At 64.2% G+C, this 16,315-nt stretch carries 15 protein-coding genes; 12 read left to right on the forward strand and 3 right to left on the reverse strand.

Annotated features, from left to right (window positions below; genetic code table 11):
* The first annotated feature begins 1 nt into the window (after position 1).
* The 5 genes from JGU72_RS30110 to JGU72_RS30130 all read left to right on the forward strand — a co-directional run bounded on the left by JGU72_RS30110 (position 2) and on the right by JGU72_RS30130 (position 6,109).
* Positions 2 to 925 (forward strand): ferritin family protein, encoded by a 924-nt coding sequence (locus JGU72_RS30110; protein ID WP_199687989.1) that lies wholly within the window; start codon positions 2 to 4, stop codon positions 923 to 925.
* Positions 922 to 2,439 (forward strand): flavin-containing monooxygenase, encoded by a 1,518-nt coding sequence (locus tag JGU72_RS30115; RefSeq protein ID WP_199687990.1) that lies wholly within the window; start codon positions 922 to 924, stop codon positions 2,437 to 2,439. The genes JGU72_RS30110 and JGU72_RS30115 overlap by 4 nt, the downstream gene beginning before the upstream one ends.
* Positions 2,439 to 3,317 carry a MerR family transcriptional regulator gene (locus JGU72_RS30120; RefSeq protein ID WP_233533240.1) on the forward strand — a complete coding sequence of 293 codons (879 nt, stop codon included), beginning with the start codon at positions 2,439 to 2,441 and terminating at the stop codon, positions 3,315 to 3,317. Before JGU72_RS30115 ends, JGU72_RS30120 begins: the two co-directional genes overlap by 1 nt.
* Before the next feature lie 21 nt (positions 3,318 to 3,338).
* Positions 3,339 to 4,463: a lipase family protein gene (locus tag JGU72_RS30125; protein WP_199687991.1), complete on the forward strand. Its 1,125-nt coding sequence runs from the start codon at positions 3,339 to 3,341 to the stop codon at positions 4,461 to 4,463.
* A gap of 71 nt (positions 4,464 to 4,534) precedes the next feature.
* The gene (locus tag JGU72_RS30130; protein ID WP_199687992.1) at positions 4,535 to 6,109 is read left to right on the forward strand and encodes a molybdopterin-dependent oxidoreductase; all 1,575 of its coding nucleotides are present in this window, start codon (positions 4,535 to 4,537) and stop codon (positions 6,107 to 6,109) included.
* Positions 6,110 to 6,149: 40 nt separating this feature from the next.
* Here the strand turns inward: JGU72_RS30130 and JGU72_RS30135 are convergent, their stop codons facing one another.
* Both JGU72_RS30135 and JGU72_RS30140 read right to left on the reverse strand, forming a co-directional pair.
* The gene (locus tag JGU72_RS30135) at positions 6,150 to 6,404 is read right to left on the reverse strand and encodes a hypothetical protein (RefSeq protein WP_199687993.1); all 255 of its coding nucleotides are present in this window, start codon (positions 6,402 to 6,404) and stop codon (positions 6,150 to 6,152) included.
* A gap of 16 nt (positions 6,405 to 6,420) precedes the next feature.
* Positions 6,421 to 7,071, reverse strand: a complete 651-nt coding sequence (locus JGU72_RS30140; protein ID WP_199687994.1) for a fasciclin domain-containing protein — start codon at positions 7,069 to 7,071, stop codon at positions 6,421 to 6,423.
* A gap of 238 nt (positions 7,072 to 7,309) precedes the next feature.
* On the opposite strand from JGU72_RS30140, the gene JGU72_RS30145 reads away from it, so the two are divergent.
* From JGU72_RS30145 to JGU72_RS30170, 6 genes are all read left to right on the forward strand, one after another.
* Entirely contained in the window at positions 7,310 to 7,597 is a 288-nt protein-coding gene (locus tag JGU72_RS30145) for an RskA family anti-sigma factor (protein ID WP_199687995.1), read from the forward strand.
* 110 nt (positions 7,598 to 7,707) lie between these two features.
* On the forward strand, positions 7,708 to 9,132 hold the full coding sequence (locus tag JGU72_RS30150; protein ID WP_199687996.1) for an amidase: 1,425 nt from the start codon (positions 7,708 to 7,710) through the stop codon (positions 9,130 to 9,132).
* 37 nt (positions 9,133 to 9,169) lie between these two features.
* Positions 9,170 to 9,754, forward strand: coding sequence for a 1-acyl-sn-glycerol-3-phosphate acyltransferase (locus JGU72_RS30155; RefSeq protein WP_199687997.1), 585 nt, complete (start codon positions 9,170 to 9,172; stop codon positions 9,752 to 9,754).
* Between the two features lie 67 nt (positions 9,755 to 9,821).
* A complete protein-coding gene (locus JGU72_RS30160) occupies positions 9,822 to 12,167 on the forward strand; it encodes a diiron oxygenase (RefSeq protein ID WP_199687998.1) in 2,346 nt (781 codons plus the stop codon).
* Positions 12,168 to 12,343: 176 nt separating this feature from the next.
* Positions 12,344 to 13,243, forward strand: a complete 900-nt coding sequence (locus tag JGU72_RS30165; protein WP_199687999.1) for a DUF2637 domain-containing protein — start codon at positions 12,344 to 12,346, stop codon at positions 13,241 to 13,243.
* Between the two features lie 42 nt (positions 13,244 to 13,285).
* Positions 13,286 to 13,915, forward strand: a complete 630-nt coding sequence (locus tag JGU72_RS30170) for an alpha/beta hydrolase (protein WP_199688000.1) — start codon at positions 13,286 to 13,288, stop codon at positions 13,913 to 13,915.
* On the opposite strand, the gene JGU72_RS30175 is transcribed toward JGU72_RS30170, so the two are convergent.
* Positions 13,881 to 15,110 (reverse strand): acetyl-CoA acetyltransferase, encoded by a 1,230-nt coding sequence (locus tag JGU72_RS30175; RefSeq protein ID WP_307828674.1) that lies wholly within the window; start codon positions 15,108 to 15,110, stop codon positions 13,881 to 13,883. The genes JGU72_RS30170 and JGU72_RS30175 overlap by 35 nt on opposite strands.
* 229 nt (positions 15,111 to 15,339) lie before the next feature.
* Between JGU72_RS30175 and JGU72_RS30180 the strand changes: the two genes are divergently transcribed.
* Positions 15,340 to 15,819: an STAS domain-containing protein gene (locus tag JGU72_RS30180; protein WP_199688001.1), complete on the forward strand. Its 480-nt coding sequence runs from the start codon at positions 15,340 to 15,342 to the stop codon at positions 15,817 to 15,819.
* Positions 15,820 to 16,315 lie beyond the last annotated feature (496 nt).

Raw genomic sequence — 16,315 nt, forward strand, 5'->3', positions numbered from 1 at the left:
CATGAACACGACTTTCGATTTCGACGACATGCTTGCCAAGATCAAGGACCGCCAGTGGGCCCTTGCCGACATCGACTGGGACGCACCGGGTGCGGAGACCCTGAGCCCTGAGCTGCACGCGAAACTCAAGCCCTTCATGGCCGACCTGATGTGGATCGAGAACGTCGGCGCGCGCGGGTTCGCCGCAATGGCGCAAAAAGCACCGACCGAAACCCTCAAGGACATCTACCGGCACTTCCACGCCGAAGAGCAGCGGCACGCGAACGCCGAACTCGCCCTGATGAAGCGCTGGGGCATGCTCGACGGCGACAAGATTCCCGAGCCCAACATCAACGTCAAGCTCGTCATCGACTTCCTCGACCGATACTCCGACGGAATGTCGCTGTCGTTCCTCGGCACCGTCATCCCGATGCTCGAGGTCGCCCTCGACGGTGCGCTGATCAAGTTCATCACTGACGAGGTACCGGACCCGATCGCCCAGGAAGTGTTCAAGAAGATCAACTCCGACGAATCCCGGCATCTCGCCACGGACTACGCGGTCATGGATCTGCTCGGGCACGCCAAGGCGCGCAAGCTGTTCATCGATCTCGTCGGTGGCTGGCTGAACCCGTCACTGATGATCGGAATCCTCAGCTACGTACCGCTTCTCAACAAGATGCGCGACAACATCGTCGAGATGGGTGTCGACGAGGAGCGCCTGTACGGCGCCATGAGGCGGTTCCGCGCAGTGGGCGAACGCAGCCCGGCGGCAAACCGGGTGCCCATGTACCAGATCGTGAAGTTCCACGGCAATATGGTCATCAACCGCAATCACCCGTATCACATCCTGGCGGATGCACTGGTCAAGCTGACCGCGCACTTCCCAGCCCGGTTGCTCGCGCAGCCGACGTGGTCCAAGGGCCTGACCTACGAGCCGGCCGCATGAGTACCGCGACGCCACTCGACGTGGCCATCATCGGCGGCGGCTTTGCCGGCATCGGCACTGCAATTCGGTTGAAACAGAAGGGAATCTCCAACTTCGCGATCTTCGAGCGCGGTGCGCGGGTCGGCGGAACCTGGCGGGACAACACCTATCCCGGCGCGGCATGCGACATCCCGTCACGGCTGTATTCCTACAGTTTCGCGCCGAATCCGAACTGGTCGCACACGTATTCCGGGAGCGAGGAGATTCTCGGCTACATCGATCGGATGGTCGACGATTTCGCTCTCCTCCCCCATATCCAGTTTGGGCACAACATCACCGGGGTCGAGTTCGACGAGGCCACGGGCCTCTGGACCATCGCCGCCGCAGGGCGCAAGCGCAATGTCAAGGCACGTTCGGTCGTGGTGGCCTCCGGCCCGCTGGCCAACGCGAGCCTGCCTGCGATCCGCGGCATCGAGACGTACGAGGGTCACAAGATCCACAGTGCACGCTGGGATCACGACTACGACTTCACCGGTAAGAAGGTCGCGGTCGTCGGCACCGGCGCGAGTGGCGTGCAGATCATCCCCGAACTCGTCGAGCGGGCGGCGTCGGTCAAGGTGTTTCAGCGCACGCCCGGCTGGGTCCTGCCGCGGTTCAACCGCAAGACCAATGGCCTGATGAAGCAGGTCTATCGGGACATCCCCGCCACCGAGTCGCTCGCGCGGCAAGCCTGGTTCTGGGGACACGAATCGGTCGCCCTCGGCGTCGTGTGGAACACCCCGCTCACCCGAGTGGTCGAGATGGTCGGTAAAGCGCACCTTCGTGCCCAGGTCAAGGACCCGTGGTTGCGCAGGCAGCTCACTCCGGACTTCCGCGCCGGCTGCAAACGCCTGCTCATGACAAGCGACTACTACCCCGCCCTGCAGCGCGACAATTGCACGCTCGTCACGTGGCCGATCGCGCGGATCTCGGAGAAGGGCATCCGCACGGTCGAGGGCATCGAGCACCAATTCGACTGCATCGTGTTCGCCACGGGTTTCGACGTCTCCAAGACGGGAACGCCGATTCCGATCGTCGGCAGGCACGGTCGCGTTTTGTCGGACGAATGGAGTGGCGGCGCCTACGCGTACAAGAGCGTGGCGGTTGCGGGTTACCCGAATCTGTTCTTCACCTTCGGACCGAACTCGGGTCCGGGGCACAATTCGGCGCTCGTCTACATGGAGGCCCAGATCGACTACCTCACCGACGGCATCCACACGCTGCTCGAGCAGAATCTGCAGACCATCGACGTGCGCCGCGATCTGCAGGACCGCTACAACGAGCGACTCCAGAAGAAGCTCGCTGCCACGACCTGGAACTCGGGTTGCAAGAGCTGGTACCTGACCGAGGACGGTTTCAACCCGTCGATGTTCCCCGGTTTCGGCACACAGTTCGCGAATCAGTTGGCGACCTTCGAACTCGGCGACTACATCGCAACGTCTGCCGAGAACGCGCCGACCAGGCATATTCCACGCGCTGCCCCTGCGCTCGGCTAATGTCGGCCTTTCACGTCGCGCCCGTGCCCGTGGTCCTCGGTAGAACGGGGGCACGGGCGCTACGCGTCATCGGCGTACGGCCGGGAGCGTGGAAGGGGTCGATGAAGATGGTCGAATACCGCATCGACGACCTCGCACGCGCGGCCAACACCACCACGCGTAATGTCCGCGCCTATCTCGAGCGCGGTCTGCTACCGCCGTCCACGAAACGAGACGGCCGGGCGCTCCTCTACGACGACAGCCACCTCGAGCGTTTGAAGATCATCGACGCGCTGCTGCAACGCGGCTTCACCACAGCGCACATCGCCGACTTCATCACCAGCTGGGAGACCGGGAAGAACCTCACCGAAATCCTCGGTCTGCAGCACGCTGTCACCGCCGCCTGGGGCAGCGAGCAAGCCGACGAAGCGCTCGAAGTACCGCGCGAACTCGTCGACACCTTCCTCGGTTCGACGGACGGAAAGATCCTCGACCGGCTGAGCGCGATGGGCCTTGCCCGGCAGGAAGACGAGAAGGTGATTTTCACCGAGCCGAAGCTCCTGGAAGCGTTCGGCGAACTGCACACGTACGGCTTCGAGCTGGGCAGCATCGTCGAGCTGTACTCGGCGGTCACCGACCGCGTCGACGACATCGCCCAGATGATGATCGACGAAGCGAAAACGCAGATCACGCGGCAGTTCGGTGTCGGCTGGCTCCCGGCCGACGACGAGGACGTCACGAATACGACGGCAATGTTGAACAACCTTCGCGAAATCGGGACCACCGTGGTCCACGCGCGGTTGGCGCAGGCACTCGAACGCACACTCCACAACGTCCTCGGCGACTACCTCGCGGCCGCGGCAGCCAAACACGCAACCGGAGAGCAGCCCCGGCAGTAATTTTTGTGGGACGCTCGAGGAATGGTGGCCCGGTTCATCGCCGCGATCTCGATTGCGCTCGCATTGCTCGCGTCGTCGGTCACAACCGCGCATTCCGCACCGGCGAAGAATCCCGGCGCAGTTGTGTCCGTCGGGGATCTACCGCGCGATCAGTGGATTTCAGGCGCCCAGCAATCCCTGCTGATCGAGTACTGGTCGGTGGGGCCCACGGGCGAACCGATGCTCAGCTCGGGTTCGCTGTTCATCCCCGACGGAGTTGCGCCGACGGGCGGCTGGCCGATTCTGGCTCGTGCGCACGGAACGACCGGTGTCGGGGACGAGTGCGCGCCGACCGTCATAGGTCCTGGGCAAGAGGTCAAAGATTACATAACCCGTTGGCTCAATTCAGGATTTGCCGTCGTCGCGACCGACTACGTCGGCCTCGGCACTCCTGGGGTCCACCCGTACCTCGACGGTGCGTCCGCGGCGCACAGTGTGATCGACAGTGTTCGGGCCGCCCGCACGATCGACGACCGGCTGTCCCGCAAATGGGGCGTGATCGGAATTTCCCAGGGCGGCCATGCATCGATGTTCACCGCCCACATGGCAACCGCCGTAGCACCCGAACTCGATTTCCGGGGCACGGTGGCCATGGCACCGCCGTCGAACCTCGAATCGGTCACCCCACTGCTCGGTCCGTATGTTCCGCGGATTCCGCTCGAAGGTACGACCTCCTATTTCGCCTACGTCATGTACGGACTGCGCGCGGCGCGCCCCGACCTCGACGTCGACAGCTATCTGACCCCGCGCGGTGTCGAGGTCCTCGACCAATTGGGTGAATTGTGCATCGGCGCGGCGGACGAGATGCTCCGCGACACATCGCTGGGCGAGCTCTTCTCGCGCCCCCTGCTCGATTCGCCGCTCGTCGGTGCCCTGCACAAGATGCTGCACATTCCGACGTCGGGCTACGACCGCCCGATCATGCTCGCGCAAGGACTCGAAGACGAAGTCGTGCCGCCGCTCTCGACCGCGAAGCTCTACGCGGAACTGCTCGCCAACCGCGTCGATGTCACACCGCGTGTCTACCCGACCGACCACATCGGATTGTTCGCCGAGTCCCAACCCGACGCAATTCGTTTCATGTTGACCGTCTTCGACATGGGGTAGCCCGCCAATCTGACAGCGTGTCCGGTGCGAATCCCTTCGAGGTCGATCTACTACGACGGGAATCCACGTTCATGTCAACCACGCTCACCGAACGACCGCCGCAAGAACGCCGGGTCAAGCGGCGATATACGGCAAGTGCCGTCACGGGAATCATCGCGGCAGCCGTCGTCATCGGTATCGGGGAACTGGTTTCCGTTCCGATTGCGGCCAACAGTTCGCCGTTCTTCGCGATCGGAAACACCACCGTCGACCGAGCCCCGGAATGGGCACGCAAGTTCGCGATCGACACATTCGGGACCAACGACAAACAGGCGCTGTTCGTCGGGATGACGATCGCGATGATTCTCGCGGGCGCACTGATCGGAGTCGCCGAACGGCTGAAGAAGTGGGCCGGCGCCGCCGCGCTCGTCCTGCTGGGCTTCGTCGCCGTCTATGCGGCAATGCAGCGCGTCACCGCGGACTGGACGTATGCGATTCCGTCGATCGTCGGGGTCGTGTGCGGCGCCGCGACGCTCGTCGTGTTGATCCGCGCCCTCGATTCGCCCGAGGATGCCGAGACCGCTACTGCCACAACCTTTCTCCCGCGGCGGCGATTTCTTGCACTTGCCGCGGCAGGGGCGGCCGTTGCCGCATCGACAGTCGTCGCCGGTAGGTACATCCGGGAGCGGCTGGTGAACATCGTTGCCGACCGCGAAAACTTCCGCCTGCCGTTCGTCAGCAACAAGGCCGAACCGATCGCACCGGGCACCGATATCAGCGTGCCGGATTCGACGTCCTTCATCACACCCAACGCGACGTTCTACCGCATAGACACCGCCCTGCAGGTCCCCCAACTGACGACGCAGGAATGGCGGCTGAAGATCCACGGCATGGTCGACAACGAAATCACGATCGACTGGGACGACCTGACCAAACGCGTGCCGATCGAGCGGATCATCACGCTCACGTGCGTGTCCAACGAGGTCGGCGGACCACTCGCCGGAAATGCGACCTGGATCGGTTACCCGATCAAGGACATCCTCGATGAAGTCGGCGTGCAGGCCGATGCGGACATGCTGTTGTCGACGAGCATCGACGGCTGGACCTCGGGCACACCCGTCGAGATTCTGCGCGACGGTCGCGACGCCATTCTCGCCGTCGCGATGAACGGCGAACCGCTACCGCTCGAGCACGGCTATCCGGTCCGCCAGGTGGTTCCCGGACTCTACGGGTTCGTGTCGGCCACCAAGTGGGTTGTCGACTGGGAGTTCACGCGATTCGACCGGGCGGAGGCCTACTGGACGAAACGTGGCTGGGGTGACCGTGCGCCGATCAAGACCGCGTCACGAATCGACGTCCCGATGTCGCTCGCCCCGGTGGCTCCGGGTCCGGTGCTGATCGCAGGCACCGCATGGGCCCAGCACCGGGGAATCGCCAAGGTGGAGATCAGGATCGACGACGGCCCGTGGCAGGAAGCAACGCTCGCTCCGCAGTACTCGATCGATACCTGGCGGCAGTGGACCTGGCAATGGGACGCCACCCTCGGCAACCACGTCGCGCAGGTTCGGGCGACCGATCTCGCCGGCGATGTGCAGATCGAAGAGCGCGTACCGCCCATCCCCGGCGGGTCGTCGGGCTGGCACACCCGCACGTTCATCGTTCGCTGAATCACTGCCCCGGCGCTGACTACAACTGCCCTCGCGCTGACTACAACTGCCCGGCGCGCGGCTGACGGCGCAGGAGCTTGAACCGCCGCTGTGCGAGCACCAGCACGGCGGCGGTCAGCACCAGGAATCCGCCATGCACGAACGATCCTGCACAGGCGAGCAAAAGGACTGCCGCGAACCAAGATTCGAGGATCCTGTCACGGTCGCGGGGGACGTCTTCCGCCGCAGGAACGTCCCACGGAAAAACGAGCACCCACCGGCTGGTCGGCCGGTGGGTGCTCGCTGTCGAATCCACTGTTGTTCCGGTGTGATCAGCTCGCCGGGGTGAGGACCGTGTCGATGAGGTACACGGTCGCGTTGGCGGTGTGGACGCCGCCGCAGATCACTGTCGAATCGTTGACCTTCAGGTTGTCGCCCGATCCGGAGACCGTGACCTTTCCACCCTCGACCGTCGCGTGCTCACCGGCGATCGCGTCGGGCGCGATCTGTCCCGGAACCACGTGGTAGGTGAGGATCTTGGTCAGCAGCGGCGCGTCGGTCTTCAGCGTTTCGATCGTCGCGGGATCGACCTTCTTGAAGGCGTCGTCGACCGGCGCGAACACTGTGAACTCGCCACCGTTGAGGGTGTCGACCAAGTTCACTCCGGGGTTGAGCTGTCCGGATACCGCGGCGACGAGCGTCGTGAGCAGCGGGTTGTTCGACGCGGCGACTGTTACCGGGTCCTGGGCCATGCCCGAGACCGAGCCGGCGCCGCTGGGCACCTGGCTGGCGTACCCGGCGCAGCCGGCGCCGACCAGATCGGCGGCGGGATCTGCAGACTCGCTCGTCATCGCCGCAGCCGTCGTCGCGCTGCTCTCGCTATTGGACGAAGAGGAGCTGTCGTCGCTCGAACAGGCCGACAACCCGACAAGTGCCACTGCCGCGATGCTCGCAGTTGCGATGGTGCGGTTCACGATGCGCATGTAAAAGCTCCTTGATGATGTTTGGATCGAAGAGTGATCGGTGATGTGTCGGGAGGGGATTCGGGGCAGGTAGGCGAACGGATCGAATGAGATCGCCACAACCTGAATCGAATTCCCGCGCCGCAGAACTGTGCCATCCATCCAGCCGTCAGCACCGAATCCACAGTGCTAGACGGGCCGCGCGAAAGTCTTCGTCGTGACTCGACAGGTCACCGATCGTAAGGCGACATGACCAGCTATGAGTGACCTATCTCAGGTCCGGCCCTTCGACGACGGGCGCGACCTCATCGCGCTCGCATATCCGTACGCACTCGACGCGATCGGCGATTCCGAAAGGGACCAGATCGCACGCCGGCTCGCGTTCGTCGACGACGAGGTCCGCCGCGCTTTCGCGAAAGTCGTCGATGACGTGCACGACATCATGGCGCTGCTTGCGATCGCCGGCGCCACAGCGCCGCCGCCACGGTTGCGTCGCACGATTCTCGACGCGCTCGACCCTCCGCCCCGAATGACCGACCTGCGATGAACTTCTCGACCCTCCGCCCCGAATGACCGACCTGCGATGAACTTATTGTGGAGTCGTCTGCGTAGGTAAATGTCGGCGCAAGCGTCGCCAGTCAGCAAAGGAGCTGCGCTATGGGCAAGACCGTGCACGCGTTCGGCGACGACGCGCTCGGCGATCTCGACGCGGTCGGGATCGCGGCGGCAATCCGGTCCGGCGAGGTCAGCAGGATCGAGGTGATCGATGCGGCCATCGACCGGGTCGAACGAGTGAATCCCCACATCAACGCCATTGCCTACGCAGCCTTCGAGCGCGCGCGGGTTGCGGCTGCGGGACCGCACACGACAGGCCCGTTTTCGGGTGTGCCGTCATTCGTCAAGGACAACAACGATGTTGTGGGTCTGCCAACCTGTTTCGGCTCGGCTGCGTTCAAGGTCCGGCCTGCGAAAAAGAACAGTCCGCCCGCAGAGCAGTTCTTGCAGCAGGGCTACGCGATACTCGGCAAGTCGACACTGCCCGAGTTCGGCTTGACCGCCAGCACCGAGTACATCGACCGACCGCCGACTCGCAATCCATGGAACGTCGACCGCTCGGCCGGTGCGTCGTCGGGTGGAGCGGCGGCCCTCGTGGCCTCCGGTGCGGTACCAGTTGCGCACGCGAACGACGGGGGCGGTTCGATTCGGATACCGGCGGCCGTCAACGGTCTGGTGGGCTTGAAGCCGACTCGGGCACGCCTTCTCGATCAGCCCGGCGTTCGGCAGCTGCCGGTGAACCTGGTCGGCGAGGGAATCGTCAGCCGGTCGGTGCGCGACACCGCTCATCACCTCGCGGCAATGGAACGCACGTACCACAATCGCGAGCTGCCCGCAGTCGGACTCGTCGAAGGTGCCGCCAAGCGGCGGCTGCGGATCGGTGTCATCACCTCGCATGCAACCGGTGACGCCCTGGACCCGGAAACTGTTGCCGTCACGAATGTTTGCGCCGATATGTTCGCCGATCTCGGCCATTCCGTCCGTGCGATCGAGCCGCCCGTTGGGTCCCAGTTCGCAACAGATTTCAAGCTCTACTGGGGAATGCTCGCAGTCCTGATGTCTGCGTCGGCCCAGCTTCGGCACGGCTTCGATTTCGATCCCCGCCGGCTCGATCCGGTCACCCGCGGACTCGCGAAGATGTGGACCCGCAACTCTTTTCGGACCGTGGCAACGCTGCGGAGGTTGCGGGCGGCCACCCAGATCTACGATGACACGTTCAGCAATCTCGACGTCGTTCTCAGCCCGACGCTGAGCCACCCGGCACCTGAGATCGGCTACCTGAGTCCCGAAGTACCGTTCGACGAACTGTTCGTCCGGCTGCAGCGCTACGTCGCCTTCACGCCGTTGAACAACGTCGGCGGCGGTCCCGCCATCACCCTGCCGAGCGGCATGACGGCCGGCAATCTGCCTGGCTCCATCCACTTGTCGGCCGCGCGCGGCGACGAGCGCACCCTGCTCGAAATGGCGTACGAATTCGAGGAAGCACGGCCTTTTCCGCGAATCCGCGCGGTCACGGCCGCGGTGTGATGCCGCTGGTCGGCGCAGATGAGCTAGCGTTTCGGAAATGAATCGACGATTCCTCGTCCGCAGATCGATCGCTCGCGCCGCCCTTCGGGCAGCGCGCTGGAATGTGACGGGAACAGTGCCACAGAAGGGCATACTCGTCGGCGCTCCGCACACGTCCAACTGGGACTGGGTCGCGACGATCCTGATGAGCTGGAGCCAGAGCACCCAGCCGACGATCATGGTGAAGAAGGAACACTTCAAGGGACCGTTCGGACCGCTGTTGAAGTCGACGGGCAGCATCCCGATCGACCGCAAGAACCCGGGCGAGACCGTGCGGGAGTTGCTCGCACACGCCGAGGGCAACGAGAACTTCTGTCTCGCAATCGCTGCCGAGGGCACGCGCAGCAAAGCCGAGTACTGGAAGTCGGGCTTCTACCGCATCTCTGCGCAAACGGGCTTGCCGATCGCGCTCGGCTTCATCGACGGACCGACCCGCACGGTCGGGGTGGGACCGATCTTCACACCGACCGGCAATGTCACTGACGACATGAACCGAATCCGCGAGTTCTATGCCGACAAGCTGGGAATCAACCCCGAAATGCGCACCGAACCGCGACTACGCGAGGAGGGCGAAACCGGCTAGCGCCCAATGGCGCGGTGCTAGGCTCCTGTGACCTAGATCACCCACCGAAGTGTGTCGGAGGTTAGCCATGACCGGCGTATTGGACGACCGCTTCGAGGCCGCCGAGAAAATTTCCAACCGGCTCCTGAAGTCGTCGATAAAGCAATCCTTCGATCCGTGGACCGATATCGATTGGGAAGCACCGCTCGTCGCGGACGCGCCGTTTCTGCCGCTGAACCGGTCGACCCTGTATGGGACCGACCTGTGGGAGGAGATGACTCCGGAACAGCGAATCGAGTTGACGCGCCACGAAAGTGCGAGCATTGCCAGCTCCGGCATCTGGTTCGAAATGATCTTGATGCAACTCGTTCTGCGCGGCGCCTACGACCTCGACCCTCGCACCGCGCATATGCATTGGGCGCTGACGGAGATCGCGGACGAGTGTCACCACTCGATCATGTTCGGCAAAGCCCTTGCGCGGACCGGGATGCCGGCGCATCGGCACTCCAAGGTGTTCAACGAACTGGGCCGCGTCTTCAAGACCCTCACCTCGGGACCGAGCTCCTACGCCGGAATCCTGGTCGCCGAGGAAATTCTCGACGAAGCACAACGCGAAATGATGATCGACGACACGGTGGAACCCCTGGTCCGGCGCGTCAGTCAGATCCATGTGACCGAAGAGGCCCGCCATATCCGCTTTGCCCGCGAACAGATCGCGGACATGATGAAGCAGGGCATGGATCCTGCGGAACTGCTTGCCCAGCAGACACTGTGCGCTCTGGTCGGCTTCATGATCGTCGAGTCGCTCATCAGTCCCGGCGTCTATGCGGCGGTCGGACTCGACACGAAGAAGGCACTCAAGGCAGCCGCGAACAATCCGCATGTCCACCAGACCCGCGCCGACTGGGGCAAGAAGGTCGTCGAGTTCCTCGGCGAGAACAACCTCATCGGCGGTCCGGCCGCGGGCCTGTGGCGCGCGAGCTATCTGATGACGGACGCCGACGTGGATCGCGGCGTGATCGGCAAGGGCGTCGACACCGGTACCGCGGCTGCGCTGAAGGCGGCCGCGGCGGTCCTTACGAACATCCCGGGCCTGCACAAGCTCAACCGCGGCACGGTGGCCGGAATCGGACGCGGACCCGGCAAGACACCGAAGAAGCCGAAAAAGCCGAAGGCACCGAGTTCCTCGAGTGCCGACTCGAAAAGTGCCCTCGGACTGAGCATCAGCGACCTGACCGACCCGATCCGCACCATCACCGACTCGTCTCCCGTGCAGGCCTTGCGCCGCGCGACCGGGTTTCTCCCCTGGGGATTGATCGGTGACCCGCTGGCACCGTCGGAGCGGCCGCGAACGAAACCTGAGTCGTCGAAGAGCGTGCACCGCCTCACCGTCGCTGACATTCAGAAGCTCACCAGCGATAGTGTTGCCGTAACATTCAGCGTCCCAGACGATTTGGCGGAGACCTACCGCTACGTGCAGGGCCAGCACATCACCATCGAAGCCCTCGTCGGTGGCGAGCGCCTGCGCCGAAGCTATTCCGTCTGCTCCCCCGTGTCCGCGCAGACCCTGCGAGTCGGCGTGAAAAAGGTGCCTGGCGGAGCGTTCTCCACCTATGTCGTGGACACCCTGACGGCCGGCGACGAAGTCGACGTCGTACCGCCGGCCGGTCGGTTCTACACCGAACTCGATGCGATCAACACCCACCATTACGTCGGCGTCGCGGGCGGCAGCGGCATCACGCCGATCCTGTCGATCCTCACCAGCGTGCTCGAAGAGGAGCCCGGCAGCCGATTCACCCTGTTGTACGCGAACCGCGACCGCGATTCGGTGATGTTCTTCGACGAGCTCGCCGATCTCGAGCGGCTGTATTCGGATCGACTGTCGATCCTGCACGTCCTCGAGGAGGGCGGACACAGCGGCGGCGCCTTCGCCAACGGGCGAATCGACGCCGACCGGCTCGCTGCGGTCGCGTCATCGAGCGATGTGGCGCACTGGTTCCTCTGCGGGCCCGCACCCATGACCGAGGCAGCGCGAGATACATTGCGCGCGAACGACGTAGCGAGTTCGACGATCCATCTCGAGCTGTTCAACACGATCGGCGCTTCGGCACCCGGCAAGACCGCCACCAAGGCCGCACCCGCCGATGCCGCGACTGGCGCGCAGCTGCGCTTCAGCTTCGAGGGTGCGGACGAGACTATTCGGCTCGAGGACGGCGAACTGCTCCTCGACGCGGCGCTTCGGACGGGTCAAGACATTCCGTGGTCGTGCCGCGAAGCTGTGTGCGGCATGTGCCGGGCGAAGGTCTGCTCCGGCCAGGCGACGCCGATGCTGGAGAACCACACGTTGACCGATGACGAAGTCGAAGCGGGCTTCATCCTGACCTGCCAGACACACGCGGCCACCGCCGAACTCCAACTGGACTACGACGCCTGACCGAACGGCGCCTTGCGGCGTCGTTCACCCCCGGGTGAGGACTGGACCGACCGCCTGAGCTACCCGCGGCGTGTCGTCGGCGCGGCGCACACGCCCGCGGCGTGTCTGCATCGCGGGAGGTCACGACGCGAGAACGATCGAGCGCGTATCGATCACAAACCCGTGAGGACAGACCGTTGACCACACCCGTCGACACCCCAGCCACTGCCACCCCAGCGCCCTCCTCCGCCGTACTACGGCGCACCCTCGTCGCAGCCGTCGCGATCACCGTCGTGATCGTCTGCGCCAGCTTCGTCCTGTCGTTCTCGGTCCTGTGGGATCTCGCGACGATGGCAGGGCTGCCCCACGAGTTGTCCTGGATGTGGCCCGTCGTCGTGGACGGCACGATCCTGCAGGCAACGATTTCGGTCGTCGCGCTGGCGCCCTACGATGACCAGCGCCGCGGGCGCCGATTCTTCTGGGGCGTGCTCGCGGTTTCTGCCCTCATCAGCGTCGCGTCGAACGCACTCCACGCGTTCGTCGCCGCAGATGCTGCTCTACCGCCGGCGTTGGCTGCCGCCATCGCAACCGTCGCTCCGATTTCGCTCCTCGCGGCGACCCACGGGATAGCTGTTCTGTCCCGGCTGCGGGTCCAGACACCGGACCTCGTTGTGGTCGCCGGCGCCGACGTCCTCGCTGCGGATCCTGTTCTGCCGGAAGAGGAACCGACCCCCGTACCCGCCGCCGAACCGACTGCCGAACAAGTCGCCGACGAACCGCCCGCAGACGGCAAGCATTCCGCTCCGGAGCCCGAGACGTCGGACAACTGGCGCCGGGTCGCTGCCGAGATGGAACGCCAGCAGCTGACCACCCGACCCTTCGACGAGGTCACCAAAATCCTGCAACTGCGATACGAGCTCGAACTGTCCAAGACCCAGATCGCACGTGAGCTCGCGCTGCACCACTCGACCGTGGGACGTGTCCTCGACGCGTCGGCATCGGTGCTGCGCCCGCATTCGACTGCAGGCTTCGAGGGTCCGCGGCCGTCGCGTGTGCGGAAAGACCCGGCTGCCGGGGTTCTGTCGGCAGTTCGCTGACGCGGACCCGTCCGGTCGACGGTCCGGCTCCGAACGCGAAGTATGACGACTGCGATCAGAGGCTATGTGTTGGTGCTGCCGGGCGGTAAGCCCGAGAGCACGCTGCGCTCACGTCCCTGGCACGCGGCGAATCTCCGAATGGTGTTCGTGGCACGTTCCTTGCGTCGCAAATTGGGCAGGACGGTTGTCGTCGAACGCGTTCGGTACCGGCGCCGCGGCTGGAACAAGCCCACTCTCGACGCTGTCCACGACGCCAAGAGGGCGGTCGAGAGGGCAAAGGCACGCTGCCCGAATGTGCCCATCGTGCTTGTCGGCCATTCGATGGGCGGCCGCGTCGCGGTCCATCTCAGCACCGATCCGGCGGTGAGTGCCGTTGCCGCACTGGCGCCTTGGTGGCCTGATCAGGACGCCGACCGGGTACCGGAAAATTGCGGGTTGTTCGTCGTGCACGGCACCGCGGACACGTGGACCGACCCGATTGCGTCCCGCACCCAAGTGGAAGCAGCGCATCTGCGCGGGGTCGCTGCAACCTGGTTGGGCATCGACGGCGCCGGCCACTACATGCTGTCGAATCCGAAGTACTGGCATGCCCTGACCGCGACCTTCGTCGCCGATCAGCTGGAAAGGCGCGACCGGATCAAGCCGACGGCGTTGCCTCCACCACGAAGCTGACCGTTGTCGCGGTGCTACCTCCGAAATTCAACGTCGCGAAGCGACGCGCGCCCTCTACCTGGTAGTCGCCTGCAGTTCCGCTCACCTGCTTGGCTGCGTCCGCGACCATGCGGATACCACTTGCGCCGACCGGATGCCCGCCACCGATCAGTCCGCCGCTCGGGTTAATCGGGAAGACGCCGCCGATTTCGATATCGCCGTTCTCGATCGCCTTCCACGACTCCCCCGGACCTGTCAGCCCGATGTGATCGATCGCGAGGTACTCACTCGGTGTGAAGCAGTCGTGCGTTTCCAGCCCAGCCACGCCGTCGAGATCGGTTCCTGCCCGGTCGAACGCATCCTGCACCGCGTCGCGGACATGCGGCATCACGTACGGATTGCCGCAATCACGCGCAAACTTCTGCTCGAGCCCCAACCCGACCGTTCTGTGCCCCCAGCCGGTGATGACCCCCAGGGCGCGGTCGGCGAGTTCGGGGTGCGCAGCAACGTAGGAGTCCGTCGCGAGCATGACCCCGGCGGCGCCGTCGGTGACCTGGCTGCAGTCGTATCTGCGAATCCGGCCCTCGATCACCGGGTTGGACGCGTCGTCGCTGTTCGCCAGATCGCCGACGGTCCAACCGCGCGTCTGAGCCAACGGATTTCGCTTCGCGTTGGCGAAATTGGTCTGTGCGATGCTATGCAGGTGGGCGTCGTCGAGCCCGAAACGACGATCATATTCTTCGGCGACCTTGTCGAACATGTAGGGCCACATAAACTTTGCGTCGCCGCCCTCGTGCCCGACCCAGGCCGCTGCTCCGAGGTGACCCGCCGCGTCGTCGCCGGGGACGGTCTTCTCCAACTCGAGCCCGAGGACAAGCGCTGTGTCGTAGTGGCCGGACTTCAGATCGGCCATCGCTGCGAGTATCGCGATACTCCCGGATGCGCACGCGGCTTCGTGCCGTGCGGCGGGCACACCCCACAGTGCCGGTTCGACGGTGGCCGGCATGGCACCGAGATGGCCCTGTCCCGTGAACAACTGCCCGAATGCATTACCGACATGCACGACGCCGACCGCGTCCGGACCTTGCCCTGCAGACGTCAGCGTGCCGTCGACGACTTCGCGCGTCAGGTCCGAAAAATCGCATCCTTCGCGCGTGTAGTTGCGTGCGAAATCCGACTGGTAAGACCCGAGGATCCAGATGTGTGTGCTCGTCACGTCACTCCTCCAGCGATATCCGCCTGCTGCGCCAATGTTACCTACGGGCGATCCGTAGTAGTGCGGCGCAGACTCTGCAGGGCGTAGAATGCTGGATAGGTTGAGCACACAGCCACTGGGGATACGTTTGATTCCAGGGCTGAACTCCCGGTTTGTTTGGCCAGCAATTCGACGAAGTGCCGGAAATCCGGCCGCGTTCCCAGTTCACGATCTGCAGTGAACGAAATAGGTGGCGAACTTGTACAAAGATATTCCGATCGAACGTTTCAGTGTCCGAAGTACTTACACCTCCCGCAGTAGCTTTCTCGATGTCGACCCCGCTGAACTCGCGACCTTTCGGGCCGAACGAATAAGTTCAGCTCTGGTGCTGATTGCCGTCCGTGGTGAACTCGATCTGTCGACGACACCGTCGGTCCGCAGCTTCCTCGATTGCCAACTGGTCGAAGGACGGAAGTACGTCCTCGATTTCAGCGCCGTCGATTTCATTGGTACAGATGGCCTTTCGGTGCTGTTCGCCATGGATGCGCATTGCGGCGGAGTGGGCGAAGGCTGGGCACTCGTAACAAGCCGCGCAGTCCGGTGTCTGTTGCGCGCCACCGAACTCGAAAGTCGCTTCCCGGCGTTCGAGTCGACTGGAGCAGCGATAGCGTCGCTTCGCGGCGCTGCATGCGGGTCGGAAGGAGCCGACGAACTCGCGATCTCGCAGTAGATCGCCGGCGGCACCGGCGCTCGACTCACCGCGTCGCTGTTCGGCCGCGAACACCGCCGTTCCCGAACCTGCATGCCTATTCTGAGAGCTGAGCGGCGCGTCGGCTGTGCACCGAAATTGCAGTCACGGCTTTCGTTTGCTGGTCGATCAGCGGTCGAGGGAGGTTGTGGACGGGCGGCGACGGGAACAATTGTGGCGAGCAGTTTCACAGGGCACAGGTGTTCCCGGACAGGAAAATTGGGCTGAGACAGTCTGCGCAGCGTGCGTCGAACTACTCAGCGGAATAGACGCTGCGGCCCTCACCTTGCGCGCAACCGCACGTGCGCAAGACATGCTCGGCGCGAGTGAAGCCTGGGCCGCAGCTCTCGACGACCTGCAGTATTCACTGGGCGAAGGCCCCGGGATCGATGCTTTCACAGCAGGTGGGCCCGTTTTGGTGAACGACCTCAGCGTCGACGAAGCACGCTGCCGGGGTTTTCCGATGCTGCGGCAGCAA

The organism is Antrihabitans auranticaus (assembly GCF_016481275.1).
GTDB lineage: Bacteria > Actinomycetota > Actinomycetes > Mycobacteriales > Mycobacteriaceae > Antrihabitans.